The following is a 24,767-nucleotide window of genomic DNA, read 5'->3' on the forward strand; positions in this document are numbered from 1 at the left end:
ACCCAGTGCCGGTCAAACGGCAGAAAGCAGGGAGACGTGCTTGATCCCACCCCTTCGTCACCCCGGCAGCCGACCGTGGACGTGCTGGTCGTCGGCGCCGGACCGACCGGTCTCACCCTCGCCTGCGACCTGGCCCGGCGCGGTGTGCGCACCCATGTCGTCGAGGCGGCCGAGCACCTGCCCGCGGGCTCCCGCGGCAAGAGCCTGCAGTCACGCACGCTGGAGGTGTTCGACGACCTCGGCGTGGGCGACGCCGTGCAGGCCGCCGGTTCCCTCTTCCCGCCCATGCAGACGTGGCGGGACGGCGAGCGCGGGGGCCAGTGGCAGCTGATCGAACCGGACCCGGACGCCCCGGTGTCGCGCCATCCGCGGCCGTGGCTGGTCCCGCAGTGGCGCACGCTGGAGATCCTGCGCGACCGCTTCCTCGAACTGGGCGGGACGCTGGAGTGCGGTGCGCGGCTGACCTCCCTGACGCAGTCGGACACGCAGGTGACGGCCGAGGTGACGTCCTGCGACGGTGGCCGGCGGCTGCTCCCGGCGCTCTACCTGGTGGGTGCCGACGGCGGCCACAGCACGGTCCGTGAGGCGTCGGGCATCGCCATGAAGGGCGAGGACGGCGGGCTCCGCTCGGCGGTGGTGGCGGACGTCCGCGTCCGGGGACTGGACCGCGAGCACTGGCACATCTGGCCCGACCCGGCCGGTGAGCTGCTGATGTGCCCGCTGCCGGGTACGGAGGACTTCCAGCTCAACGCCAAGATCACCGGGGAGGAGTTCACCGCGGCACCCGGGACCGTGCGCGAACTGGTCGCCGCCCGGACCCATCTCCCCCCGGACGCCGTCACGGACGTGGGGTGGTTCTCGTTCTACCGGCCCCGCACCGCGCTGGCCGAGCGCTTCCGGCAGGGACGCGTCCTCCTGGCCGGGGACGCCGCTCACCTGCACCCGCCGGGCGGCGGCCAGGGACTGAACATCGGCGTGCAGGACGCCTGCAACCTCGGCTGGAAGCTCGCCCTGGTCGCGGGGTCCCACGCCCCGGACACGCTGCTGGACAGCTACGAGGCCGAGCGCCGGGCGGCGGCCGCCGACGTGCTGGATCTGAGCACACGGCTGTACCGGGCCGGACGCAGGACCCAGGACGCCGGTGAGCAGGCCCGCTACCGGGGCAAGGTCTGCCACCTGCTGTCGGTGCACTACCGCGACAGCAGTCTCTCGACCGACACCCGCGCCGACCGTTCCGCGAGCGGTGTCCGGGCCGGTGACCGTGCTCCCGACCTGCCGTGCGTCACCGCCGACGGCCCCTGCGAGCGGCTCTTCGACCTCCTGCGGGGGCCGGAGTTCACCCTGCTCGCCGTGGACTGCGCGCCGCCGCGGCCCATGCCCGGCCTGCGCACCCACCGGGTGACCGGCGGCCCGCTCGCCGAGGCACTGGGCAGTGGACTGTTCGTGATCCGCCCGGACCACCACATCGGTCTGGCCACCGACGCGCCCGCACATGTCGAGCGGTACCTGACCGGGATCGGTCTGCGTGCCGGGCAGCCGTGAGCAAGCGCCCTGATCGGGCCCACACCGGGTCCGCCCCCCGGACGCGGGGCGGGCCCGGCATACGATCGGCCGGTAGCCGTCCTGCAAGGAGTGCCCGTCCGTGACCGCCGCGATCCCGCTGCCCCGCCCCGCCGCCACCGAACTGCTGACGGTGGAGCGGCTCAGCCGCGTCGAGGACGGCGAGCGGCTCCACGGGCTGCTGTGGCGGGCGGGCGAGGGGTGGCGGATGGTCAGCAGCGCCGTCCTCGGGGGAGGCATCGGGACGCGGACGTTCGTCCTCAACGCCCAGGTCGCGCACGGCTACCGGCGCACCGACCCCGACCGGCACCTGGCGGAACTCGCCCGGGCCGCCGGGGCCGACGGGCCGGGCGTCGGGCTCATGACGGCGGCCGACGTCCGCGCCCACGGCCGCGCCCGTGACGGCGGCGTGGAGGCGTTCGCCACCGCGGGCCTGGGGGTGCGAGGCTGGGCGGCCTCCCCGGTGGCGGGCAGTGACGCGGACGCACGGCCGGGCACGGTCAACATCGTCGTCGCGCTGCCCGTGGCCCTGTCCGACGCCGCCCTGGTCAACGCCGTCGCGACGGCCACCGAGGCGAAGGTGCAGGCGCTGCTCGACGCGGGCCACGACTGCTCCGGGACCCCGACGGACGCCGTGTGCGTCGCCGCCCGCTCCCCCCTGCCCGGGGACGAGGCGCACGCCTTCGCCGGCCCCCGCTCGCTGTGGGGCGCGCGGCTGGCCCGCGCCGTCCACCGGGCCGTGCGCGACGCCGCCCCCGCCGGGGTGTGAGGCCGGAAACCGGTGGCTCGCCGGGAGCCGTCCGGCGTACCGTCGCTGCCCCGGAAGCGCTCGGACGGCAGGTGATCATGGAACTTCGCCCTTTCGCCCCTCGGCATGCGCCGGCGGTCGCCGGCTGGCCGGCGTCCGCGGCGGAGGTCCTCATGTGGTGCGGGCGGCGCGAGTTCCCCCTGTCCGCGCGGACGGTCACCGGGTGGCAGGAGGACGACGACGTACGGGCCCACGTCCTGGTCGACGGTGAAACGCCCCTGGCGTACGGGGAGCTGTGGTTCGACGCCGAGGAGGGCGAGGTCGAGCTGGCGCGGCTCATCGTGGCGCCCTGGGCCCGGGGCGAGGGACGGGGCCGTGCGCTCGTGGCGGCACTCACCGCCCGGGCCGTCGAGGCCGGCTTCGCCGACGTCTTCCTGCGGGTGCACCCGGACAACGACCGGGCCCTCGGATGCTATCTGGGCGCCGGGTTCGTGCCGGTGGACGACGGGCTGGCGCAGAGCTGGAACGCCGTTCAGCCGGTCGCCTACAGATGGCTGCGGCACGCACCCCGGGCGACGGGGGCCACGGACGGCCGGGAGGACTGAGGCCGCTCCGAGATCCCGTGCGGCTCCCGACTGCGGGCGGGTGGCGGAACGCGCCTGATGCCACGCCGCCGGATGGCCCATCGCACCGGTTCCCGGCCAAAGGGAACATAACCTGCGCGATATGAACAAATGCCATATCGCGTATCTGGCGTGCACGGCCGCGCTGCTCGGGACGAGCCTGGGTGCCGCTCCGTCCACCGCCGCCGCGCACACCGTCCGTCTGGTGAAGCCGGGCGACTCGATCCAGCAGGCGGTCGACGCGGCCGGGCCCGGCGACACCGTGCTGCTGGCGCACGGCGTCCACCACGGCAGCGTCGACGTGACCACGCCGGGGATCACCCTGCGCGGCATGGGCCGCGGCACCGTGCTCCGGCCCGCGGCGGCCACCGGCTCCTCCTCCACCGCCAAGGCCGCCTCGGCCGCCGCCGGGGCGTGTGCCGCGGCCGGCAACGGCATCTGCGTCACGGGCACCAGGACCGACAGCGTCAAGGGCGTCACCATCGCCTCCCTGACGGTCACCGGCTTCCGCAAGACCGGCGTGTACGCCCACTCGGCCGAGGCGCTCACCGTGCGCAGCGTCGCCGCGGTCGGGAACGGGGTCTGGGGCATCGCCACCGAGCGCTCGCCGCGCGGGGTGTTCCGCGGCAACACCGCACGGGACAACGGTGACGCGGGCCTGTTCCTCGCCAACACGGTGACGGAGGAGGAAGGTGCCTCGGACGCCCGGGGCACGGTGGTGGAGCGCAACCGGCTGGAGGGCAACCGGATCGGCGTCACCGTCCGCCGGCTGCGCAACCTGACCGTCGTCGGCAACCGCCTGACGGGCAACTGCGCGGCGGTGTTCCTCGTCGGGGACGAGAACAAGCCGAAGGCGGGGCGGGTGACCGTGCGCGAGAACCGTATCGAGCGCAACAACAAGTCCTGCCCGAAGACCGCGCGCCTGGACGCTCTCCAGGGCTCCGGCATCGTGCTGACGGGCACCGACGACAACGTGATCACCCACAACGTGATCAGGGACAACGCCGGCACGTCCCCGCTGTCGGGCGGCATCGTCGTGTTCAAGAGCTTCGTGGGCACGCCCAGTGAGCGCAACCGGATCAGCGACAACCTGCTGAGCGGCAACTCCCCGGCGGACCTGGTCAACACGGACCCCGGCAAGGGCAACACGTTCCAGGGCAACTCCTGCGTCTCCTCGCAGCCCGCCGGTCTGTGCTGACGGCGCGTCGTCGCCCTGCGCGCCGCAGCGCCCGTCCCCCACACGTCTGACGACCCTCGTGCTTCACGTGAATTGATCAGGAAGGCGGCACATGACGACCACTCAGCCCGCTCCTCCCCCGTCCATGCGGCTGCGGGAGCTCGTTTTCGGGGCGGCCTGCGCCGCCGCCCTGCGCGCGGCCGCCCGGCTGGGCGTGGCCGACGCCCTCGGTGACACGCCGATGGCCGTGGAGGACATCGCGGCGTCCGTGAAGACGGAACCCGCCCCGCTGCGGCGGCTGTTGCGGGCCCTGTCCTGCTACGGCGTCTTCAGTGAGCGCCCCGACGGCACGTTCGCGCACACCGACCTCTCGCGGCTGCTGCGCGAGGACGACCCGGACAGCCTGCGGGCCATCGCCCTGTGGTGCACCGAGCCCTGGACATGGGACGTGTGGCCGAAGCTGGACGAGGCGGTGCGCACCGGCCGCAGCGTGGTGCAGGAGCTGTACGGCAAGGAGTTCTTCCCCTACCTCAACGAGGACGCCCCGGAGTCCGCCGACGTCTTCAACCGCGCCATGACGACCTCCAGCGTGCAGTCCGCGCAGGACGTCGCCCGGTTCCTCGACCTCACGGGCTGCGCGTCGGTCGCCGACATCGGCGGCGGACAGGGGCACGTGGTGGCGAGCCTGCTGGACAAGTACCCCACCCTGGAGGGCACGCTGCTCGACCTTCCCCGGGTGGTGGAGAACGCGGTGCCGCGGCTGCTGCCGGGCGGGGACCTGGCGGACCGGGCGCGCGTGGTGCCGGGCGACGTCCGCTCGGCCGTGCCGGTGCGCGCCGACGTCTACGTCATCAAGAACGTCCTGGAGTGGGACGACGAGAGCACCACCCGGACCCTGCGCAACGTCCGTGAGGCCGGTGGCGCGGGCACGCGTGTCGTGGTCATCGAGAACCTCGTCGACGACACGCCCTCCATGCGGTTCAGCACCGCGATGGACCTGCTGCTGCTCCTCAACGTGGGCGGGGCGAAGCACACCACGCAGAGCATGGTGGACCGGCTGACCAAGGCGGGACTGGTCATCGACGACATCAGCCCCGTCAACCCCTATCTGCACGCGTTCGACTGCCACATCCCCGGCTGACCCGAGCGCACCCCGGACGCCCGGGAGCCCCGGCGACCCCGGGTCTCCCCCGGCCGGCCGCAGACGCCGGTTCGCCGGGTCCACGACGTCGTGGGCCCGGCGAACCGGTGAGGTCCGGCGGCGGTCAGCCGGCCGGCTCGCGCTCCCAGAGGTAGAAGCGCTGCGCCATGGCGTCCTTCGGGGAACGCCAGGTGGCGGGGTCGTACGCGCTGACGTACGCCTCCAGCCGCTCGCTGATGTCGCGGAACTCGGGGTGTCCGGCCACCTGCGCGATGGCCTGCCCGGGCTCGCGCTCGGACTCGATCAGATGCATGTACACATCGCCGAACTGGAAGAGGCTGCGCCGGGTCACGCCGACGAGGTGCGGCAGTTCCCCACGGTCGGACTCCGCGAACACCTTGGCGATGTCGGGCGCCGATCCCGGGGCCATCCGGGCGACGATCAGGGCTTGGTGCATGGGGTGTGCTCCGTCCGGTTCAGCGGGTCAGACCGGGCTCTCGCCGCGCTCGGCGGCGATCTTCTCGATGCGGTCGCGGATCAGCCCCATCTGCACCTTGGAGTTGCGGTTGATGTTGTCCGTCATCCAGGCGTCGTCGACCGGTGCGTCCGGCTTCATCGCGAAGTCCTGCGTCCACACCATCCGCGTGCCGCCCGGGACCTCCTCGTACCGCCAGTGGATGTCCATGTGGGCGAAGGGGCCGGTCTCGACCCGGCGGGCGTCGACCGTGAGGGTGTCGCGGTCCGGCTCGCGTTCGGAGACCCAGCTCCACACGGTGCCGTTCTCGTCGGGGTGCATCGTGAGGCGGAAGGTCGTCCTGCGGCCCTCCCGGGACAGGATCTCGACGGAGGCGTACTCACTGAACAACTGCGGCCAGTTCTCCAGGTCGTTGGTCACCTCCCACACCAGGTCCACGGGCGCGGCGATGGTGATCTCGTTCTGCGTGTGTCCGGCCATGTCACGCTCCTGCCAGAAGGGCGCCGTTGACGAGGTCGAGGAACTGCCGGGGCGACTTGGAGCGCTCGGCGTCGGTCGGCATCGGCGTGCCGTACCGGTTCTCCAGCTCGCCCACGATGCCCAGCAGGCCCAGCGAGTCGACGCCCATGGACTCGAACAGCGCGCCCTCCTGGCGCAGTTCGGCCGGGCTGACGGTGGCACCGGCGCACTTCTTCATGAGTTCGGACAGCTCTTCCACGGTGATGCGGTCACTCATGGCGTTTTCCTTCCTCTCCTGTTCCGAGGCGCCTCACGACGAGGCGCCGGTGGCGCCGTGCCGCAGCACCAGCGCCGAGTTGGACCCCATGAGTCCCCGGCTGAGGACCAGGGCCGTGCGCACCTCGGCGGTGCGGGCCTGCCCCGTCACGAGGTCGAGGTCGTGGCAGACGTCGAAGACGTTCGGCGTTGGCGGGATCACGCCGTGCTCCATGGCGAGCACCGCCGCCGCGACGTCCATCAGCGGTCCCGCGCAGTAGCCGCGGCCGATGCCGGTCTTCGGCGCGGTGACGGGCACCCGGGTGCCGTGGGCTCCCAGGGCGTCGGCGAGGGCGAGGGCCTCGGCACGGTCGGCCAGCGGCACGCCGAGCGCGTCGGCGAAGACCACGTCGATCTCCTCGGGGGCGCACTCGGCCTCGGCCAGGGCGCCGCGCACGGCCTGCGCGAGCCCTTCGGCGGACTCCTCCCACCGGGAGGCGCCGGTGAAGGTCGCCGCGTGCCCGGCCAGGTGCGCCCGCACCCGCGCGTCCCGCGCCCGGGCCGTCTCCTCCGCCTCGACGACGAGCATGGCGCCGCCCTCCGCGGGCACGAACCCGCAGGCCGAGGAGGTGAACGGGCGGTAGGCCCGGGCCGGGTCGTCGACCGTGCTGAGCTCTTCGTAGCCGAGTTGGCAGACCACCGAGTAGGGCGCGATCGGTGCCTCGGTCGACCCGGCCACGATCACGTCGGTGCCGCGGCGCACGGCCCGGGCGGCGTGCGCGAGGGCGTCCAGGCCACCCGCCTCGTCGGCGGCGACCACCGAGCAGGGGCCCTTGAAGCCGCGGCGGATGGAGATCTGGCCGGTGCTGGCGGCGTAGAACCAGGCGATGGACTGGTACGGGCCGACGTAGCGGCTGCCCTTGCCCCACAGTTGCTGCAGTTCGCGCTGGCCGAACTCGCCGCCGCCGGAGCCGGCCGCGGTGACCACGCCGACGGAGAACGGCGCGTTGTCGGTCTCCGACCGGGGCAACCGGGCGTCGTCCAGGGCGAGATCGGCAGCGCCCATCGCGAAGTGGGTGAACCGGTCGGTCTGGACGAGGAAGCGCTCCTCGATCGCCGCCGACGGGTCGAAGTCGCGCACCTGGCCCGCCACGCGCAGCGGCAGGTGCTCGCAGCCCTCGCGGGTCACCCGGTCCAGGACGCTGATGCCCTCCCGGGTGGACTTCCAGAAGGTGTCGGTGCTGGATCCGTTGGGCGCGATCACACCGACTCCCGTGACGGCCGCGCGCCGTGGGCGGGATGCGTTCATCGTGTCTCCCTCGGCCGGCTCATGACCACCGCGGACTGGAAGCCGCCGAAGCCGCTGCCCACCGAGAGCACGCTGTCGAGCCTGCGCTCACGGGCCACACGCGGCACGTAGTCCAGGTCGCACTCGGGGTCGGGCGTCTCGTAGTTGGCGGTCGGCGGCACCACCTGGTTCGCCAGGGCCAGGACGCATGCGACGAGTTCGATCGCCCCGATGGCGCCCAGGGAGTGGCCCACCATCGACTTGATGGAGCTCATGGGGGTCTCGTAGGCGTGCGGGCCCAGCACCCGCTTCACCGCCGCGGTCTCGTGGCGGTCGTTCTGCTTGGTGCCCGAGCCGTGCGCGTTGACGTAGTCGACGGCGGTGGGGTCGAGCCGGGCGTGTTCGAGGGCCTCCTCGATGGCACGGGCCATCTCCACGCCCTCACTGGTCAGGCCGGTCATGTGGTAGGCGTTGCCGAAGGTGGCGTAGCCGCCGAGCTCGCAGTACACGTGGGCGCCGCGGGCCCGGGCGTGCTCCAGCTCCTCCAGGACGAGGACGGCGCCGCCCTCGCCCATGACGAACCCGTCCCGGTCGGCGTCGAAGGGCCGTGAGGCGTGGGCCGGGTCGTCGTTGTTGGGCGAGGTGGCCTTGATGGCGTCGAAGCAGGCCATGGTGATCGGGGAGATCGGCGAGTCCGAGGCGCCGGCGATGCAGACGTCGGCCCGGCCCTCCTCGACGGTGTGGAAGGCGTAGCCCACCGCGTCCAGTCCGGAGGTGCAGCCCGTGGAGACGGTCTGCACCGGGCCGCGCGCCCCGAACCGCTCCGCGACCGTCGAGGCCAGGGTGCTGGGCGAGAACGCGCGGTGCAGGTCCGGGCGCGCCCGGCGGTGGTCCACGTCCCAGCGCTCACCGCCGTGGCTGACCAGGACGTAGTCGTTCTCCAGCCGGGTGGTGCCGCCGACCGCCGTGCCCAGCGAGACGCCGACCCGCCACGGGTTCTCGGCGTCCACGTCGAGACCGGCGTCCCGGACCGCCTCGTCCGCCGCCACCATGGCGAACTGGATGTAGCGGTCCGAGCGTTCCGCCTCGCTCGCCGCCAGTCCGTGCGCGGCGGGGTCGAAGTCGCACTCGGCGGCGATCCGCGACCGCAGGCCCGCCGGGTCGAAGAACGTGATGCCGCGGGTCGCCGTGCGCCCGGCCGACAGCAGATCCCAGAAGGCGGGGACGCCGATGCCGCCGGGCGCGACGATGCCTATACCGGTGACCGCCACACGTCGGGTCATGACGGGACCTGGTCTCGTCCGGCCGCCTCCGCCCCCACCACCGCGGACTCGGCGTCGGTCTCCTCGGTGTCCACGTGGCCCAGCGGCGGGCTCGGGGCGAGGGGGCCGAGGTGGAACACCAGGCGCGCCTCCACGTTGCCGACGTTGCGGAAGCGGTGGCGCACGTTGAGCGGGATCAGCAGGCCCTGCTCGGGCAGGAGCGGGTGCGGCTCCCCGTCGAGGTCGACCTCCAGCTGCCCGCACACCACGTACACGAACTCCTCGGAGTAGGGGTGGTAGTGCTCGCCGATGCGGTCGCCGGGCTCGATGAGCGCCACGCCCATGAAGCCGCTGGTGGCGCCCACCGCCGCCGGGGTGAGCATGGCGCGCAGGTCACCGCCTCGCCGGCGGTTGGGCTCGACGTCGTTCAGGCTCACGATCTTGGGACGGGATGTGATCACGCGTTCCTCCGTTGATGTGCTGCACCGGCGTGGGAGAGGCGGGCTCCGCCTCTCCCCGGGGGTGGACGGTCAGGCGTCGGGCGCCCGGCGGTCGGTGACGAAGTCCATGCGCGCCAGTTCCAGCAGGCGCGCCGGGCCGGCGTCCCCGGACGCGTCCGCGGCGTCGTCGAGGAGCGTCGTCAGTTCGGCCGTCCGCGCCGGGTCGGACAGTCCGAGGATGTGGGCCGGGTCGCCGTCCTCCAGCGCGCCGCGCACGTCGACCAGCCGGACGACGACGTCGTCGCGCTGGAAGATCGTGCTGCGCAGGACCGGGCTGCGCGGGTCGTCCGCGGCCGCCTCGTCCTGGTGCGCCAGGAGCTCGGCCAGCCGCATCCCGCACTCCGGCCGGGCCGGGTAGTACAGGGCGTGCCGCTCGGCCCGCTCGTCCTGGTCCCGGGCCGTCACGTGGTGGACGGCCGGCAGCGCGGCACGGGTGAAGAAGACCCGGGCGGACTCGGGGTCGTTGAGGTCCCGGTCCTGCTCCAGGTACGGGTTGATGGCCTCCTCGACGGCCCGTACCTCGGGCTGGCGGGCGACGTGGCGCAGGGCCGCCAGCAGGTCGCCGCGCACCTCCACGGCCCGCACGACGCGGTTGCCGTGCATGAACAGCGAGGTGCGGCACAGCCGGGTGGAGTCGTCGACCTTCGGCTCGGGCGAGGCGTACTCGGCGAGGATCTTGGCGACGACGTCCTCGCTGCCCGGCTTGACGGTGAAGGTCAGCGCGTGCCGGATGACGCCGTCACCGATCCGGGGCGCGGCCTGGAGGCGGCGCTGTGCCGCGTCGGGGCCGTCCGCCGGGCCGCCGGTCTCGCGCACGACGTGGAAGCGCAGCGAACGGGTGTCGCGCACGCAGTTGTGCAGCGGCCGCACCATCTGCACGTGTTCCTCGCTGTTGACCCACGCGAGGAACGGCGGGGCGCTCTCCCACTCGCTGGTGATGAGCCACTGGGAGGGGTTCTCGATCGACTGGCACAACTGGTCGCTGACGTGCCCGGGGACGGACGCGACCTGGTTGCACAGCTGCTCGTAGGCTTCGAGGAACTCCTGCTGCGCACCGTCGTTCACGTCGACCAGGAGGACGACGCGCAGCCGGGAGCCGTCGAAGACGGACTGGGAGACATGGTGCGACGCCTGCCGCACCCGCGAACCTGCGGCCCGTTCGGACGTGGTGGTCATCCTGCGCACAGCTCCTTCGCGGAGGGGAAAGTGGGCGCCGGTCGCAGAGGGGCGACGTCAGCGTTCCTCGATCCTGTGGCCGATTCCACGCATCGCGCGACTCGGATGTAGTGCAGGAGTGATGCGGCGGGTGCGGCCGGGGGGCATATGCCGGGGCGGACCTGCCGAAGCGCGATGCCGCTGCTCCGCCGCCCGTACTCCCCCGCACAGGTGACGGCCCGTGCCGGGCGCGGGTGGTTTCCGTCTACACACGTCGGGAGGGGGCCCGTGGGCGGCTTCCCGCCGCACGGCCGCGGCCCGGCGCTCGACGTGCCGGGCCGCGAGGGGGTGCGGACGTCAGCCCACGGCCAGCGCGGTCCGCAGGACGTCGCGGAGCGTCGCCTCGGCGTCCGCCTCCGCCCCGCGGGAACGCCAGGCCACGAACCCGTCCGGCCGGACGAGCACGGCGCCGCCGGGACCGGTGCCGTGGCGCTCCGCCCAGTCGGCGGAGTCCTCCGGGACCAGATCCGCCCGGTCCCCGCTGCCCACCCGGTACGACTCCAGCGGCGCGGACAGCTCTCCGGCGAGGCGGAGGGCCGCCTCGTGCCACCCGTTCGGCTCGGCGGCGTCGCTGAGCAGCACCAGGGAGCGCTCGTAGAGGTCGAGTGTGGACATCCGGTCGTCCCCGCGGCGCACCCACAGGTGGGGAGCCCTGGTGCCGGGCGCGCCGGTCAGGTCGAGGCCCTCGGGCACCACGGGGGCCTCGGGGTCGGCGCCCGCGACGGCACCCTGGGTGTAGCGGTAGCCGAGGGCGACGTTCAGGATGCCCCGCTGCGGGCCGCCGCCGCCCGCGGCCGGCGGCGGTGCGAAACCGGGGTGGCTGTGCTCGGCCGACCGGGCGGCGGCCCGGGCGCTGGTGGCCTCGGCGACGGGGCGGCGCTCCGCGTCGTAGGTGTCCAGCAGTGCCTCGCCGGCCCAGCCGCCCAGTACCGCGGCCAGTTTCCAGGCCAGGTTGTGCGCGTCCTGGATGCCGGTGTTGGAGCCGAAGGCGCCGGTCGGGGACATCTCGTGGGCGGAGTCGCCCGCGAGGAACACCCGGCCGGACCGGTAGCTGCGGGCGACCCGCTGGGCGGCGTGCCAGGGTGCCTTGCCGGTGATCTCCACGTCGAGGTCGTCGACCCCGACCGCGCGGCGGATGTGGTCGGTGCACATCTCGTCCGTGAACTCGTCCAGGCTCTGTCCCCGCTCGGGGTGCCAGGGGGCGTGGAAGACCCAGTTCTCGCGGTTGTCCACCGGCAGCAGGGCGCCGTCGGCCTCCGGGTCGGTCAGGTAGCAGACGATGAAGTGGCGGTCGCCCACGACGTCGGCGAGCCGGCGGGAGCGGAAGGTCAGGCTGACGTTGTGGAACAGGTCGCCCGGTCCGCTGTGGGTGATCCCGAGCTGTTCGCGCACGGGGCTGCGCGGGCCGTCCGCGGCGACGAGGTAGTCGGCCCGGATGGTGGTGTGCTCTCCCGTCTCGCGGTTCTTGACCAGGGCGGTCACCCCGTCGGCGTCGCTCTCGAACGACATCAGCTCTGTGGAGAAGCGCAGGTCGCCGCCGTGCGCGCGGGCGTGGTCGAGCAGGACCGGCTCCAGGTCGTTCTGGCTGCACAGGCACCAGCCGCTGGGGCTGAAGCGGGCCAGACCGCCGCCCGGGTCGATGTCCCGGAACAGCCACTCGCCCGCGTCGCCGACCAGCGTGGGCGTCTGGAGGATGCCGTGGTTGACGGCCAGGGTGGCGGCGGCGTCCTGGATCGCCCTCTCCACGCCCGCCACCCGGAACAGTTCCATCGTGCGGACGTTGTTGCCGCGGCCCCGCGGATGGATCGAGGTGCCCGCGTGACGCTCCACCAGCACGTGCGGCACGCCCAGCCGTCCCAGGAACAGGGACGTCGACAGGCCGACCAGGGAGCCGCCTACGATGAGGACCGGGACGCTGATGGTGTCGGGGCCCGTCCGTCCGGCTCGTTCGTTCATCACTCTCGCCTCCAGCGCGTCGATGCCGCCGCCCAGGCCGGGATACGGCGGCGATCCTCATGCATGCCCCGGGGAGCTGACGGTGGCTCAGGCTTCACCCGCCTGCTCGCGGGTCGGAGCCGTACGACCACCCGGCGCCCCCGCACCCGCAGCCGCACCGGCCGCCGCGTCCGGTGGGCGGGCCGGTTAGGATCCGGGCCATGGTGCTGACCGTGCACGACGTGGACCGCTTCGAGGCGGCCAGGCCCCGCCTGGGGGCCATCGCCTACCGTCTCCTCGGCTCGGCGAGCGAGGCCGAGGACGCGGTGCAGGAGACCTTCCTGCGCTGGCAGGCGGCCGACGTCGACCGCATCGAGGTGCCCGAGGCCTGGCTGACCAAGGTGCTCACGAACCTGTGCCTGAACCAGCTCTCCTCGGCCCGCGCCCGCCGCGAGACCTACGTCGGCCAGTGGCTGCCGGAGCCGCTGCTCGCCGGTGACCCGATGCTCGGCCCGGCGGACACGGCCGAGCAGCGCGAATCGGTGTCGTACGCCGTCCTGGTCCTGCTGGAGCGGCTGTCACCCAACGAGCGGGCGGTGTACGTGCTGCGTGAGGCCTTCGCCTACTCGCACCGGGAGATCGCCGAGATCCTGGACGTCAGCGAGGCCGCCAGCCAGCAGATCCACCACCGGGCGAAGAAGCACGTCGCGGCCGGCAAGGCCCGGGCCGAGGTGGACGAGGCGGCCGCCCGGAAGATCATCGACGAGTTCCTGGCGGCCGCCACCAGCGGTCGCACCGAGCCGCTCGTCCGGCTCCTCACGCAGGACGCCGTGGCGGTCGGCGACGGCGGCGGCAAGGTCCCGGCCCGCGCCCGCGCGTTCGAGGGTGCCGCCGCGGTCGCGACGTTCATGCGGGGGCTGTTCAAGCCGAGCAAGGCCAAGCGCGACCTGGTCGGCGGCTCCCCGGACATCTACGCCTCGACCGCGAACGGGGGCCCGGCCCTGGTGGTGGTGGTCGACGGCCGGGTCGTCGGCGTCATGTGCCTGGAGATCGGCGCCGATGGCATCGCCGCGTTCCGCAGCCAGGTCAACCCCGACAAGCTGGAGCGCGCGACGGAGCGGTGGGCCGCCACCGAGCACGGGGAGCCCTTGTTGCAAGCGTTCTGACCCCTCAGGAAAGTGTGACGTACGTCACAAGCCCTGGCTGTCAGGAAACGGGACGCCGCCCGGTTCAGGAGGCGAACCCGCTGACGACAGGAGCAGGCCATGCAGCACCGCATCATCGTTCTCGGAGCCGGATACACCGGAGCGTCCGCTGCCGGGCGCATCGCCAGGCGGCTGCACCGCGACGATGTCGCCATCACGCTGGTCAACGCCGAGCCCGACTTCGTCGAACGCGTCCGGATGCACCAGCTCGCCGTCGGCCAGGAGCTCACGCCCCGGCCCCTCGGCGAGATGTTCGCGGACACCGGCGTGACCCTGAAGGTCGCGCACGTGACCGGCATCGACGTCGACGCCCGGACGGTCACGGTGACGACCGGCGGCGGCACCGAGGAGCTGGAGTACGACACCCTCGTCTACGCCCTGGGCAGCGGCTGGAACGACCAGGGCGTTCCCGGCACCGCCGAGCACGCCCACCAGATCGCGAGCCGGCCCGGCGCGCTGCGGCTGCGCGACCGCCTGGCCCGGCTGGACGCCGGCCGGCCCGTGGTGGTGGTCGGCGGCGGCCTGACGGGCGTGGAGGCCGCCACCGAGATCGCCGAGGCCCGCCCGGACCTCGACGTCTCCCTCGCCGCCCGCGGCGGCCTCGGCGACTGGCTGTCCGACAAGGGCAGCCGGCACCTGCGCAGGGTGTTCGACGGGCTCGGCATCACCGTCCACGAGAACGTCGAGGTCACCGCGGTCGAGGCCGACCGGATCCTCACCTCCGACGGCACGGCCGTGCCCGCCGAGGTCACCGTCTGGACCGCCGGATTCGCGGTCCACCCGATCGCGCGGGCCTCCGCCCTGGAGGTCGACGGCACCGGCCGGATCGTCGTCGACGCCACGATGCGCTCGGTCTCCCACCCGGACGTCTACGCCGTCGGCGACGCCGCCCTGGTGGCCGGCCCGGGCGGGAAGCCGCTGCGGATGTCCTGCGCCTCGGGCGTCCCCACCTCCTGGCAGGCCGCCGACGCCATCGCCGCCCGCCTGACGGGCCGGAAGCTCCCCGAGATCTCGATCCGCTACTTCAACCAGTGCATCTCGCTGGGCCGCAGGCAGGGCCTGATCCAGTACGTCACCGCCGACGACCGCGCGGTGCGCCACGCCCTCACCGGACGGCTCGCGGCGACCTACAAGGAGCTCATCTGCAAGGGAGCTGCCTGGGGGGTCGCACACCCGACGATCGGCCTTCCGACGCGCCGCCGCCGGGTGGTCGCCGAACCGTCCCGCACCGCCCCGGTGACGGAGGCCGAGGCCGAGGCCGCCGCCTGACCGGGGGCAGCCGGCCGGGCGGGCACCCTGCGGGGCGTCCGCCCGGCCGTCGTGCGTCCCGGCCCCGGACACGCGTACGGGGGGTGATTCCCCCGCAACTGCCGTCCCCGCCCGCCTGATCGCTGTCAACCTGCCGTTGGTGATCGAGTAACGGCGGGGGCCCGTCGGGCGCCGTCGCTCCCCGGGGGGCGCGCCGGCCGGGGCGCTGAGGGGGGCGTACGTGACAGCGGAGCGGTCGACGAGCGAGGTGCTCACTTCTCCTCCCGCTGCGTCGCACGGCGGCGTGAGCGTGCCCGGGCCCCGTCCGGTGCCCCGCCACGTCGCGTGCGTGATGGACGGGAACGGCCGCTGGGCGGCCCGCCGTTCACTGCCCCGGACCTCGGGGCACCGTGCCGCCGAGACGACGGTGATCGACGTCATCGAAGCCGCGCGGGCGGCCGGTGTGGGCTGGCTGAGCCTGTACGCCTTCTCCACGGAGAACTGGCGACGGCCCGACGCCGAGGTCGACTTCCTCATGCACCTGGTGCGCCGCGTGGTGCGCAAACACGCCCCGCTGCTGCACGCGCGCGGCATCCGCTGCCGCTTCCTGGGCATGACCGATCCCCGCATCCCCCCGGAACTGGCCCGGGACATCCGCGACTTGACGACGCTGACCGCGCAGAACCGGCAGATGACCCTGACCGTCGCCTTCGACCACGGCGGCCGCAGGGACATCGTCGAGGCGGCACGGTCGCTGATCCGCAGTGGTGTGCCGGCCGAGGCCGTGACCGAGCGGAGCTTCGCCGACCACCTGCCCTTCCCCGACACCCCGGATGTCGACCTGGTCATCCGCACCTCCGGCGAGCAGCGCATCTCCAACTTCATGCTCTGGCAGGTCGCCTACGCCGAGTGGGTCTTCCCGCCGGCGCTGTGGCCCGACTTCCGCGCCCCCGACTTCCTCGACTGCCTGCACGCCTACCGGCAGCGCGACCGCCGCTTCGGCGGCGTACTGCCGACCCAGAACGGAGAGACCCGATCGTGACGACCGCAGACAGCCCTCGCTCCGCGCCCGCCGGTGCCGGTACGGAACAGCAAGGAACCGAGGACCACGACACCGCGCCGGGGCCCCTGTTCGGTCCCGGCTCGCAGTTCCACGCCCTCTTCAACGACCCGCGCTGGGCGCTGGCCATGATCCGGGCCACCGTGCTCGAGGCGGCACACCCGCAGATCGGCGCCGCCCTCATCGAGAACTCCACGTTCGTCGTCCACCCCTGGCGGCGGCTGAGCAACACGTTCATGAGCCTGCGCCGGATGTTCGGGGCCGACGAGCAGGTGCGGCAGCGGGAGGCGGCCCGGCTCAACCGCATGCACGCACGGCTGCGCGGGACCGACGCACGGGAGCGGCCCTACGACGCGATGGACCCGGCCGTGCGGGCCTGGGTGGTGGCGACCATGTTCGAGAGCGCCGTCACCATGTGCCGTCTCAGCGGCGAGCCGCTGGACCAGGCGAGGATGGAGCAGCTGTACGCCGAGTTCCAGGCGTTCCTCGCCACGATGGAGGGTGACGCCTCCCATCTGCCGCCCACCCTCGACGAGTTCTGGCCCTACTACGACCGGGTGGTCGCCGAGGAGCTGGAGAACACCGAGGCGATGCGGATCATCCTGTACAAGCTGTTCGACCACCTGCCCGCCCCTCCGCTGCTGAACGGCCTCCCCGCGCTGTGGGCGACCGGCCGGGCCGTCGCCGGCCCCGTCATCGGAGCGATCACCGTGGCGTCCCTCCCGGAGCCGTTCCGGCGGCGGGCCGGTCTGCCGGAGATCGCGGGCGTCCCGACCCTGATGCAGGGCGCGTACCTGGCGGCCGGTCTGGCCCGGTTCCTGCCCGAGGGCTGGATCCAGGCCGACACCATCGCGGAGATGGTCACGCTCTCCCCCGACAGCGACGATCCGCGTGCGCGGACGATCAGCGCCCTGCGGGACCAGATGAAGCGGGCCGGCGCCCTCATCCGCCTCATCACCCCGCTCCCCGCGGAGCCGGAACCGGAACCGCAACCGGCCGCGGGCGGCACGGCCCGGCGCAGCGCGGAGGAGTTCTTCGCGGACGTCCTCGACCAGACCGGCGACGGGTACCTGGACTGGCCCGACCTGGCCGCCATGGCCCGGGAACTGTCCGGCCGCCTCGACCTCGACGAGCCCGAGGAGACCCGGCTCTACGACGCGTACGCCGACTGGTGGCGCGAACTGCAGACGGCCCTCGACGCCGACGGCGACGGGCGCGTCAGCGCCCACGAGTACGCCGCCGCCGTCCCGTCCCTGGCCGGACCGGCCCTGATCCGGGTCGCCGAGGTCCTCTTCGACGTCACGGACAAGGACGGCAACCAGCGCATCGACGCCGACGAGTACCGGGCGCTGTTCCGCACCGGCTTCCACCGGGACGCCCCCGGCGCCGACGCGACCTACAGCCGCAGCGCCTTCGTCGGCGACTTCCTGTCCTTCATGGCCGGGCGCCGGCGCACGACCGCCTACGACCCCCTGCTGGCCCAGGCGTGACGGCCCGGGTCACTCCTCTGTGAACAGGTGGGCGGGCGTGGTCTCCTCCGGCGCGTCGGCGGGGCCGGCGGGCGGTGGCGGGAACAGGAACCCCTCGAAGGCGTCCAGTGCGAACACCACGCCCAGCAGCACCAGGGGCGTGAGCAGTGCCAAGGCCATCATGACGCCTCCTGACCAGCGGTGCCGTGCGCGGCGTGACGCAGAGGGTCCAGGACCACCATGGGCCGAGCGGATGAAGATCGCACCCGCGGCAGCGGTCGCGGCGGCCAGGGGGCCCGGGCGGGTTTCACCGGCGGGGGTGGTTTGGCGACTGCGGTGACGCCCGGTGGGCACCTACACCTCAGGCCGGCTGTGGCGGCACCACTTTCCGCTCCCCCGCGGCGCCGCCGCAGCCGTCCGCGGTGGGACCTCCGCGGCCGGGCGGCCCCGGCCCCCCTGGGTGATACTGGGAGTCGTCCCGGCGCGCGGCGGGGCGACGGGCGGCCGAGCGGCGACGGAAGGCCGCATGCCTGCCGATTCGCGCGAGTGTTCGCTGACAGGGAGTGTGCCGTGGCGACCATTCTGGTGGCGGATGACGACGAGGACGTCCGGGACGTCGTGTCCTTCAAGCTCGGCAGCGCCCACCACACCGTACTGGCCGCGCAGGACGGCCCGGAGGCCCTGCGGATCGCGAGCAGCCTGAGCCTGGACCTGGCCGTGCTGGACGTCCGAATGCCGGGGCTGACGGGTGTCGAGGTGTGCCGGCGGTTGCGGCAGAACCCGGCGACGGCCACGCTTCCGGTCATCCTGCTGACCGCCCAGTCGGAGGAGGGCGATGTGGAGGCCGGGTTCGCCGCCGGCGCGGACGACTACATCGCCAAGCCGTTCAGTCCGCGCGAGGTCGGCAGCCGGGTCCAGGCCGTCCTGGCCCGCTCGGGTGCCTGACCGGCGCCGCCGGAGCGCTCAGTCCTGCGTCGCCGGCGGGTAGGGCAGATGGCACGTCACCGTCGTGCCCCCGCCGGCCGCCGCGTCGACGGCGAGGGTGCCGCGGTGCGCCACCGCGATGCGCTGGCAGGTGGCGAGGCCGATCCCGGAGCCGGGCGCGCCGGTGTCCAGCCGCACGAAGGGTTCCAGCACGTGACGGCGCTGTTCGGCGGGGATCCCCACGCCGTTGTCGGTGACGCGGAGGTTCCAGCCGTCCGCGTCGTTGTCGCAGCTCACCTCGATGCGCGGGGGCCGGCCGGGGTGGCGGTACTTGACGGCGTTGGCCACGAGGTTCTGCAGGAGCCTGCGGATCTGCGTGCCGTCGCAGGGGACCACCGGCAGCATGCCGAGACACACGTGTGCCCGCGCCCGTGTCAGCTCCTCGTGCAGGTCCGCGATCGCCTCCTGGGCCACGACGCGCAGGTCGGTCTGGACGAGCTGCAGCCGTCCGCCGGTGCGGGCCAGGGACAGAGCGGCCTCGATGGTGCGGTTCATGCGGGACGTGGCCGCCTCGATACGGCTGACGAACGCCGACGCCTGCGCGTCCACGGTCACGCCCGGCAGCTCCGCGAGGAGGCCCGCGTGACCGGTGATGCCGGTCAGCGGGTTCTTCAGGTCGTGGCTGACCTGCCCGGCGAACTGCTCCAGGGCCGTGTTGGAGCGCTCCAGCTCGGCCCGGCCCTGGTCGGCGGCGAGCAGCGCGTGGTGCAGCAACTGCCGGTGCCGGTGCAGGTCCAGAACGTCCACGACCAGGGACGCCAGGTCGTCCAGCGCCTGCCGCTGCCGCCCGGTCAGGGACCGCACCTCCTGGGCGAACACGCACAGGGTGCCCAGCGTCTCGCCCTCGGGTGAGTGCAGTTGGGAGGCGGCGTAGAACCGTACGGCGCCCGCGGGGGCGGTCACCCAGGGGTTGGCGGCGAACCGCGGGTCCCGCCGTGCGTCCGGTACCAGGACCTGGCCGGGGGCGCGGATGCTCACCGCGCACATGGAGTCCGAACGCGAACACACCGAGGGGGCGATGCCCACCGCGGCGATCTGGTGCTGGCGGTCGGCGGAGATGATGTTCACGGCGGCCTGCGGAGCGTCGCACACCCGAGCGGTCAGCCGGACGATCACGTCCAGGTCCGGCGGTGCGGGCGCCCCGACGATGCCGTAGCGCTCCAGCACCGCGAGTCGGCGGTGCTCGGCGGGGTCGTCGCCGGCGTCCACGAGTCGGGCCTCCCTGCCGCGGAGTCACACGTGTGCGGTCCTCGGCAGCTTCACCCGGCCTGCCGGTGCCCGCAACACCGGACCACCGCGCCCGCCTCCAGCCCCGGTGGCGCGGCGCCGTCACCGCCCGCCCTCCGCGCGGTGTCCGGTCACCCCTCCGAGGGACGCGCCGTGGCAAACGCACGCGGCTCCTTGGCCCGCGCCCGGGCACCGCCGGAGGCTGGTCGCGTGAGCGACGAAGGGGCGGACAGCGGTGCGTACGGTGGCGCAGGCGGTTCTGTCGGTGTCCGCGGCCTGGGCGGCGCTCTGCCTGCTCGCGCTCTGCGTCATCCGGGCGGTGCGCAACCGCCGGGAACGGGCCGTCGGGGGTGCGGCGGCGGCCGCGAGACGCCTCGTCGTGGAGACGGCGGGCGGTGAGAACCCGTCGGCCGGCGCGGCGCTGGCCGCGCTGGACCGGCGTACCTGGCAGGCGGTGGAGCCGGCCGTCACCCGCCTGCTGAGCCGCGTCAAGGGAGGCGCGCACCGGGCGCTCACCGACGTCCTGGTGCAGCGCGGTGTCGTCGACACGGCCCTGGCCCACGCCGCCGGGCCCCGTTCGCTGCAGCGGGCCCGAGCCGCGACGTGGCTCGCCCTGACCGGGCCCAGCCTGCGGACGGACCCCGTGCACGGAGCCGAGGCACGGCGCGTCCTGCACGGCCTGCTGGAAGACCGCAGCGTCACGGTGCGCGAGACGGCGGTACGCGCTCTGGGGCGGCTCGGAGACGGGGTCAGTGCCGGTCTGCTGCTGGCCACCCTGGACGCGCCAAGGTCCGTCGCCCCCGGCCTGCTCGGTGACGCGCTCGTCCGCATCGGACCGGCCTCCGTCCAGGCGCTCACAGCAGCGGCCGGAGGCGGCGACGAACAGCACCGGGCCCTGGCCGTGGAACTGCTCGGCCTGATCAAGGACCGCCGGGCGCTTCCGGCCCTGTCGGTGGCGCTGCACGATCCCGCCGCGATGGTCCGGGCGGCGGCCGCGGCGGCTCTGGGCCGGGTCGGCGAACCCGCGGCCGTCACCGCGCTGACCACGATCGTCCGCACCGACCCCTCCGGCCGGGTCGCGGCGGCCGCCGCCGAAGCGCTCGGTCTGATCGGCGACGAGAGCGCGGTGCCCGCGCTGGAGCAGGCACTCCGGCACGGCAGCTACCGCCCGGCCCATACCGCGGCCCGCGCCCTGTTGCGCCTGGACCGGCCGGGACGGCGGGCCCTGACCGACGCGGCACGTGGGGGCGATCCCGCCGGGGCGCACGCCCGTGAAGCCCTCTCCTGCGCCGTCGACCGGGGAGGCACCGACCGGTGAAGGACATCGTCGTCACCCTCGTCCACCTCAGCCAGTACCTGGTCATCGGCTACTTCCTCGTGCTGAACACCGTGTACCTGGTGCTGCTGGTGGTGGCCGGACGCACCATCCCGCGTCTGGCCCGGCGCCGTCGGTTCACCGGCCTCGACGACCTCGCCACCAGCCCCCTCACCCCGCCGGTCTCGATCGTGACCGCCGCGTACAACGAGGAGCCGACCATCGTCGAGAGCGTGCGGGCCATGCTCGCTCTGCGCTACCCGCGCCACGAGGTCGTCCTGGTCGACGACGGTTCACGCGACGGCACCTTCGCCCGGCTCCGCGAGGCCTTCGGGCTCGTACCGGTGGAACGCGTGCGCCCCCGGGAGATCACGTCGCGGGAACCGGCCCGTGCCGTGTTCGTCAGTACCCACTCCGTGCCCCTCACCGTCGTGCGCACCGAGAACTCGGGCAAGGCCGACTCCCTCAACGTCGGCATCGATCTGGCCTCCCACCCCCTGGTGTGCATGGTGGACGCCGACTCCCTGCTCGACGAGGACGCCCTGCTGACGCTCGCCCAGCCGTTCGTGGCCGATCCGCTGCACGTCGTCGCCGCCGGAGGCGTCATCCGTCCCGTCAACGACAGCGTCGTACGTCACGGGCGGGTCGCCGAACCCCGGATCCCGAAGGGCTGGCTCCCGCGCATCCAGGTCGTCGAGTACCTGAGGGCGTTCCTCATGGGCCGCACCGGGTGGGCCCGTCTGCACGGCCTGCTCATCATCTCCGGGGCGTTCGGTCTGTACCGCCGTGACGTTCTCGTCGAGGTCGGCGGGATGAACGCCGACTCCCTCGGAGAGGACTTCGAGCTCGTGGTGCGCCTGCACCGGCACCTGCGCGACCGGCGCCGCCCCTACCGCATCGAGTTCATCCCCGAGCCGGTCTGCTGGACGGAGGTCCCCGACAGCGGCCGCGTCCTGGCCCGGCAGCGCAGACGCTGGCACCGGGGCCTGTACGAGACGCTGCTGCGGCACCGGCAGATGCTGCTGCGTCCCCGCTACGGCGTCATCGGCATGGTCGCCTATCCCTACTTCGTCCTGTTCGAGCTGCTGGCCCCGCTGCTCGAGGTGTGGGGTCTCGTCACGGTCTGCGTCGGGTTCGGGTTCGGTGTGGTCTCCGCGTCGCTGGCCCTGCTGTTCCTGATGGCGGCCTTCGGCTACGCCGTGCTGCTGTCGCTGCTCGCCCTGCTGCTGGACGAGCTGGGGTTGCACCGCTACCGCCGGCTCGGGGACCTGGCTGCGGTGGCCGCGGCCACCGTCGTCGAGAACCTCGGCTACCGGCAGCTCACGGCCCTGTGGCGACTGCAGGGGTGGTGGGCGTCGCTGCGCAACGGGACGCCCGTGTGGGGCGAGATGACCCGCAGCGGCTTCGCCGGGACCACACCCCTCGACCACGGCAGCCACGCCGCGGTTCCGGAGACGGCGGCCGGGCAGGCCCCACCCGGTGCACGACGGCCTGCGGCGGCACCTCGGGACCGCGGCACATCCCCCTGATCCGCGCGTCGGCAGGGGCGGGCGGAAAAAGAGCGGAAGCGCGGCGAAGTCCGCTGCTATGGTGCGCCGATGCCGACGATCAGGACGTTCCAGGTCACCTTCGACTGCGCGGATCCGGAGCGGGTCGCCCGCTTCTGGTGCGAGGTGCTGGGGTACGTGGCACCGCCACCGCCGGAGGGTTTCGCGAGCTGGGCCGCCTACGAGGACGCTCAGCCGGCGGAGCGGCGGGGGGCCTGGTTCGCGTGCAGTGATCCCTCGGGCCAGGGGCCGCGGCTGTACTTCCAGCGGGTGCCCGAGGGCAAGGTGGTCAAGAACCGCGTGCACCTCGACGTGCGGGTCGGCACGGGCCTCGTGGGCGAGGAGCGGCTGGCCACGCTGACCGCGGAGGCCGAGCGGCTGATCGCGCTCGGGGCGGCGCAGGTGCAGGTGCTGCTCGCCGACGAGGAGAACGAGTCGTGCATCGTGATGCAGGACGTCGAGGGCAACGAGTTCTGCCTCGACTGAGTCCCGGCCGCACGTGAGCGGGGCCGCCCGTCGGTGCGGCGGGCAGCCCCGGCCCGTGGAGATCACCTCCCCGGTCAGGCGTTGGGGACGGTGTCCTCGAAGGTCGTGCCGGACGTGCGGTAGGCGTTGATCTTCGCCGTGACCTGCGCCGGTGTGAGGACCTGGTCCTTGACGTGCAGGACGTAGTCGACCTGCTGGTCGTAGGCGCGCGGGGTGGTGCTCGTCTGGCCCGCGAGGTCGATCAGCCACTGGTTGAAGTTGATCGACATGGGGCGTTCCGGCAGGTAGGCGGCGTCATGGGTGCCGAACGGCTGCCCGTCCACGTAGTACGTGATGCTGTTGTTGTCGATCGTGAGCACCAGGTCGTGCCAGCCGGCGTAGCTCTGCCGCGACTCGGTGTGCTGGTTGACGGCCTGCCACGGATCCGGGTTGTAGGTCTCCCAGGACGTGGTGTACAGGATGTTGGCGGGCTCGCCCCAGCCGCCGTTGGGCAGGTACTCGAAGTCGTACTCGGCGTAGTCGTCGGCCATCGGCGCCTTGAGGTCGTTGATGGTGAAGAACGTCTGGACGAGGTGGTCGCCGTCGGGGCCGGAGACCGGCGCGTCGGAGAACTTGACGCGGGCGGCGTACGTGCCGTTCCTGAACTTCGTCGCCTTGGTGAGGACTTCGGTCTGCCGGGTGCTCGCGGCCGTTCCCGCGGTCGACGTGCGCAGGTTCATGACGGAGTTGCCGCCGGACGCCGCGAAGGTCACGTTCTCGGGCGCCCAGGTGGCGCCCGGCACGCCGGGCCCGCCCGAGTTGGCCCGGACGTTCCAGCCGTTCGCGGAGATTCTCGGGTCGCTGTGGCCGCTGTAGTTGAAGTCGTCGAACAGCGTCTGTCCGCCGGCCGGCGGGTCGGTGGGCGGATCGGTCGGCGGATCGGTCGGGTCGTTGCCCTCGGGGGCCGTGCCCCACACCGTGCTGCCGGAGACCTGTGCGGTGACCTTGGGCCAGTCGGCGTACGTGGTGCGGGCGGCGCCGAAGGAGTAGTCGTCGCTCTGCTTGAGCGGCTGCCAGTCCGTGCGGTGGAAGCGCAGTTGCATGTCCCCGGTGTCGGCACCCGGCGCGAGGCTGCCGGCCCCGGCGGTGAAGCCGATGTCGAGGTAGCGGTCGGCGGTGGCGGTGGGGTGCGCGAGGGTGCCGAAGGTGCCGGTGATGTGGGCGCAGCCCTTGACCGCCCAGGAGCAGGCGAAGCGGTAGGCGGCCCCGGCCGAGTCGGCCTTGAAGTAGTAGCGCACCTTGACGGTGGAGAGCTGGACCGGGACGGCCCCGGTGTTCCGGACCTTGAGCCAGGGTTCGGACTGGTCGGCGGTGGCGGAGCCGGCGCCGGTGCGGTACTGGACGGCGACGGTCTCGCCGGCGGCGTCGGCCGTACCGGTGAGGGCGGCGAGGGAGGTGACTGCGGTGGCCACGGCCACGGCGGCGATGCGCCACCGCTGGGGAGTGGTGCGCCGTTGCATGCGGTTTCCTTCCGGGTGGGGGTGGGCCGTCCCGCCGCTCGGGGCGGCCGGACGGACACGGACGGTGCGGTGCTGCGGTGCGGGGTGGT

General features: G+C 73.4%; 24 protein-coding genes. 13 read left to right on the forward strand and 11 right to left on the reverse strand.

What is annotated here, in order from left to right:
* Nucleotides 1-36: 36 nt before the first annotated feature.
* From ACH4C6_RS05850 to ACH4C6_RS05870, 5 genes are all read left to right on the forward strand, one after another.
* Entirely contained in the window at nt 37-1,542 is a 1,506-nt protein-coding gene (locus tag ACH4C6_RS05850) for an FAD-dependent oxidoreductase (RefSeq protein WP_398107267.1), read from the forward strand.
* Between the two features lie 100 nt (nt 1,543-1,642).
* Entirely contained in the window at nt 1,643-2,329 is a 687-nt protein-coding gene (locus ACH4C6_RS05855) for an adenosylcobinamide amidohydrolase (RefSeq protein WP_398107268.1), read from the forward strand.
* A 77-nt stretch (nt 2,330-2,406) separates the two neighbouring features.
* Entirely contained in the window at nt 2,407-2,913 is a 507-nt protein-coding gene (locus ACH4C6_RS05860; RefSeq protein WP_398107269.1) for a GNAT family N-acetyltransferase, read from the forward strand.
* A 121-nt stretch (nt 2,914-3,034) separates the two neighbouring features.
* Nucleotides 3,035-4,129 carry a nitrous oxide reductase family maturation protein NosD gene (locus ACH4C6_RS05865; RefSeq protein WP_398107270.1) on the forward strand — a complete coding sequence of 365 codons (1,095 nt, stop codon included), beginning with the start codon at nt 3,035-3,037 and terminating at the stop codon, nt 4,127-4,129.
* A gap of 91 nt (nt 4,130-4,220) precedes the next feature.
* On the forward strand, nt 4,221-5,249 hold the full coding sequence (locus ACH4C6_RS05870) for a methyltransferase (protein WP_398107271.1): 1,029 nt from the start codon (nt 4,221-4,223) through the stop codon (nt 5,247-5,249).
* A 124-nt stretch (nt 5,250-5,373) separates the two neighbouring features.
* Here the strand turns inward: ACH4C6_RS05870 and ACH4C6_RS05875 are convergent, their stop codons facing one another.
* From ACH4C6_RS05875 to ACH4C6_RS05910, 8 genes are all read right to left on the reverse strand, one after another.
* The gene (locus tag ACH4C6_RS05875) at nt 5,374-5,706 is read right to left on the reverse strand and encodes a TcmI family type II polyketide cyclase (protein WP_398107272.1); all 333 of its coding nucleotides are present in this window, start codon (nt 5,704-5,706) and stop codon (nt 5,374-5,376) included.
* 27 nt (nt 5,707-5,733) lie between these two features.
* Nucleotides 5,734-6,204 (reverse strand): SRPBCC family protein, encoded by a 471-nt coding sequence (locus ACH4C6_RS05880; RefSeq protein WP_398107273.1) that lies wholly within the window; start codon nt 6,202-6,204, stop codon nt 5,734-5,736.
* Between the two features lies 1 nt (nt 6,205).
* Nucleotides 6,206-6,460, reverse strand: a complete 255-nt coding sequence (locus ACH4C6_RS05885; RefSeq protein ID WP_398107274.1) for an acyl carrier protein — start codon at nt 6,458-6,460, stop codon at nt 6,206-6,208.
* Nucleotides 6,461-6,493: 33 nt separating this feature from the next.
* Nucleotides 6,494-7,747, reverse strand: coding sequence for a ketosynthase chain-length factor (locus tag ACH4C6_RS05890; protein ID WP_398107275.1), 1,254 nt, complete (start codon nt 7,745-7,747; stop codon nt 6,494-6,496).
* The gene (locus ACH4C6_RS05895) at nt 7,744-9,009 is read right to left on the reverse strand and encodes a beta-ketoacyl-[acyl-carrier-protein] synthase family protein (RefSeq protein WP_398107276.1); all 1,266 of its coding nucleotides are present in this window, start codon (nt 9,007-9,009) and stop codon (nt 7,744-7,746) included. Before ACH4C6_RS05895 ends, ACH4C6_RS05890 begins: the two co-directional genes overlap by 4 nt.
* Nucleotides 9,006-9,449 (reverse strand): cupin domain-containing protein, encoded by a 444-nt coding sequence (locus ACH4C6_RS05900; RefSeq protein ID WP_398107277.1) that lies wholly within the window; start codon nt 9,447-9,449, stop codon nt 9,006-9,008. The genes ACH4C6_RS05895 and ACH4C6_RS05900 overlap by 4 nt, the downstream gene beginning before the upstream one ends.
* A 69-nt stretch (nt 9,450-9,518) precedes the next feature.
* Nucleotides 9,519-10,664 carry a SchA/CurD-like domain-containing protein gene (locus tag ACH4C6_RS05905; RefSeq protein WP_398107278.1) on the reverse strand — a complete coding sequence of 382 codons (1,146 nt, stop codon included), beginning with the start codon at nt 10,662-10,664 and terminating at the stop codon, nt 9,519-9,521.
* A gap of 336 nt (nt 10,665-11,000) precedes the next feature.
* Complete coding sequence (locus tag ACH4C6_RS05910; protein ID WP_398107279.1) at nt 11,001-12,659, reverse strand: FAD-dependent oxidoreductase; 1,659 nt, start codon at nt 12,657-12,659, stop codon at nt 11,001-11,003.
* 200 nt (nt 12,660-12,859) lie between these two features.
* Between ACH4C6_RS05910 and ACH4C6_RS05915 the strand changes: the two genes are divergently transcribed.
* The 4 genes from ACH4C6_RS05915 (at nt 12,860) to ACH4C6_RS05930 (ending at nt 17,641) form a co-directional block, all read left to right on the forward strand.
* On the forward strand, nt 12,860-13,804 hold the full coding sequence (locus tag ACH4C6_RS05915; protein ID WP_398107280.1) for an RNA polymerase sigma-70 factor: 945 nt from the start codon (nt 12,860-12,862) through the stop codon (nt 13,802-13,804).
* Between the two features lie 99 nt (nt 13,805-13,903).
* The gene (locus ACH4C6_RS05920) at nt 13,904-15,112 is read left to right on the forward strand and encodes an NAD(P)/FAD-dependent oxidoreductase (protein ID WP_398107281.1); all 1,209 of its coding nucleotides are present in this window, start codon (nt 13,904-13,906) and stop codon (nt 15,110-15,112) included.
* A gap of 331 nt (nt 15,113-15,443) precedes the next feature.
* A complete protein-coding gene (uppS, locus tag ACH4C6_RS05925) occupies nt 15,444-16,133 on the forward strand; it encodes a polyprenyl diphosphate synthase (protein ID WP_398107921.1) in 690 nt (229 codons plus the stop codon).
* An 86-nt stretch (nt 16,134-16,219) separates the two neighbouring features.
* Nucleotides 16,220-17,641 (forward strand): oxygenase MpaB family protein, encoded by a 1,422-nt coding sequence (locus ACH4C6_RS05930; RefSeq protein ID WP_398107922.1) that lies wholly within the window; start codon nt 16,220-16,222, stop codon nt 17,639-17,641.
* 9 nt (nt 17,642-17,650) lie between these two features.
* On the opposite strand, the gene ACH4C6_RS05935 is transcribed toward ACH4C6_RS05930, so the two are convergent.
* Nucleotides 17,651-17,803: a hypothetical protein gene (locus ACH4C6_RS05935; RefSeq protein ID WP_398107282.1), complete on the reverse strand. Its 153-nt coding sequence runs from the start codon at nt 17,801-17,803 to the stop codon at nt 17,651-17,653.
* 387 nt (nt 17,804-18,190) lie between these two features.
* On the opposite strand from ACH4C6_RS05935, the gene ACH4C6_RS05940 reads away from it, so the two are divergent.
* A complete protein-coding gene (locus ACH4C6_RS05940) occupies nt 18,191-18,565 on the forward strand; it encodes a response regulator (RefSeq protein WP_398107283.1) in 375 nt (124 codons plus the stop codon).
* Between the two features lie 18 nt (nt 18,566-18,583).
* Here ACH4C6_RS05940 and ACH4C6_RS05945 read toward each other — a convergent pair whose 3' ends face one another.
* Nucleotides 18,584-19,813: an ATP-binding protein gene (locus tag ACH4C6_RS05945; RefSeq protein ID WP_398107284.1), complete on the reverse strand. Its 1,230-nt coding sequence runs from the start codon at nt 19,811-19,813 to the stop codon at nt 18,584-18,586.
* Between the two features lie 262 nt (nt 19,814-20,075).
* Here ACH4C6_RS05945 and ACH4C6_RS05950 point away from each other — a divergent pair, with 262 nt between their 5' ends.
* From ACH4C6_RS05950 to ACH4C6_RS05960, 3 genes are all read left to right on the forward strand, one after another.
* Complete coding sequence (locus tag ACH4C6_RS05950; protein ID WP_398107285.1) at nt 20,076-21,149, forward strand: HEAT repeat domain-containing protein; 1,074 nt, start codon at nt 20,076-20,078, stop codon at nt 21,147-21,149.
* Nucleotides 21,146-22,675, forward strand: coding sequence for a glycosyltransferase family 2 protein (locus tag ACH4C6_RS05955; protein ID WP_398107286.1), 1,530 nt, complete (start codon nt 21,146-21,148; stop codon nt 22,673-22,675). Before ACH4C6_RS05950 ends, ACH4C6_RS05955 begins: the two co-directional genes overlap by 4 nt.
* 69 nt (nt 22,676-22,744) lie before the next feature.
* Nucleotides 22,745-23,179 (forward strand): VOC family protein, encoded by a 435-nt coding sequence (locus ACH4C6_RS05960; RefSeq protein WP_398107287.1) that lies wholly within the window; start codon nt 22,745-22,747, stop codon nt 23,177-23,179.
* Nucleotides 23,180-23,253: 74 nt separating this feature from the next.
* Here the strand turns inward: ACH4C6_RS05960 and ACH4C6_RS05965 are convergent, their stop codons facing one another.
* A complete protein-coding gene (locus ACH4C6_RS05965) occupies nt 23,254-24,678 on the reverse strand; it encodes a cellulose binding domain-containing protein (RefSeq protein WP_398107288.1) in 1,425 nt (474 codons plus the stop codon).
* Nucleotides 24,679-24,767 lie beyond the last annotated feature (89 nt).

Source organism: Streptomyces sp. NPDC017943 (assembly GCF_044328425.1).
Taxonomy (GTDB): domain Bacteria; phylum Actinomycetota; class Actinomycetes; order Streptomycetales; family Streptomycetaceae; genus Streptomyces; species Streptomyces djakartensis_A.

Bases quoted from the DNA above. Each gene is read 5' to 3' on its own strand.
- ACH4C6_RS05885 (WP_398107274.1), bottom strand. From the start codon at position 6,460: ATGAGTGACCGCATCACCGTGGAAGAGCTGTCCGAACTCATGAAGAAG.
- ACH4C6_RS05965 (WP_398107288.1), bottom strand. From the start codon at position 24,678: ATGCAACGGCGCACCACTCCCCAGCGGTGGCGCATCGCCGCCGTGGCC.
- ACH4C6_RS05870 (WP_398107271.1), top strand. From the start codon at position 4,221: ATGACGACCACTCAGCCCGCTCCTCCCCCGTCCATGCGGCTGCGGGAG.
- ACH4C6_RS05960 (WP_398107287.1), top strand. From the start codon at position 22,745: ATGCCGACGATCAGGACGTTCCAGGTCACCTTCGACTGCGCGGATCCG.
- ACH4C6_RS05895 (WP_398107276.1), bottom strand. From the start codon at position 9,009: ATGACCCGACGTGTGGCGGTCACCGGTATAGGCATCGTCGCGCCCGGC.
- ACH4C6_RS05905 (WP_398107278.1), bottom strand. From the start codon at position 10,664: ATGACCACCACGTCCGAACGGGCCGCAGGTTCGCGGGTGCGGCAGGCG.
- ACH4C6_RS05875 (WP_398107272.1), bottom strand. From the start codon at position 5,706: ATGCACCAAGCCCTGATCGTCGCCCGGATGGCCCCGGGATCGGCGCCC.
- ACH4C6_RS05880 (WP_398107273.1), bottom strand. From the start codon at position 6,204: ATGGCCGGACACACGCAGAACGAGATCACCATCGCCGCGCCCGTGGAC.
- ACH4C6_RS05915 (WP_398107280.1), top strand. From the start codon at position 12,860: ATGGTGCTGACCGTGCACGACGTGGACCGCTTCGAGGCGGCCAGGCCC.
- ACH4C6_RS05910 (WP_398107279.1), bottom strand. From the start codon at position 12,659: ATGAACGAACGAGCCGGACGGACGGGCCCCGACACCATCAGCGTCCCG.
- ACH4C6_RS05935 (WP_398107282.1), bottom strand. From the start codon at position 17,803: ATGATGGCCTTGGCACTGCTCACGCCCCTGGTGCTGCTGGGCGTGGTG.
- ACH4C6_RS05890 (WP_398107275.1), bottom strand. From the start codon at position 7,747: ATGAACGCATCCCGCCCACGGCGCGCGGCCGTCACGGGAGTCGGTGTG.
- ACH4C6_RS05920 (WP_398107281.1), top strand. From the start codon at position 13,904: ATGCAGCACCGCATCATCGTTCTCGGAGCCGGATACACCGGAGCGTCC.
- uppS (WP_398107921.1), top strand. From the start codon at position 15,444: ATGGACGGGAACGGCCGCTGGGCGGCCCGCCGTTCACTGCCCCGGACC.
- ACH4C6_RS05860 (WP_398107269.1), top strand. From the start codon at position 2,407: ATGGAACTTCGCCCTTTCGCCCCTCGGCATGCGCCGGCGGTCGCCGGC.
- ACH4C6_RS05865 (WP_398107270.1), top strand. From the start codon at position 3,035: ATGAACAAATGCCATATCGCGTATCTGGCGTGCACGGCCGCGCTGCTC.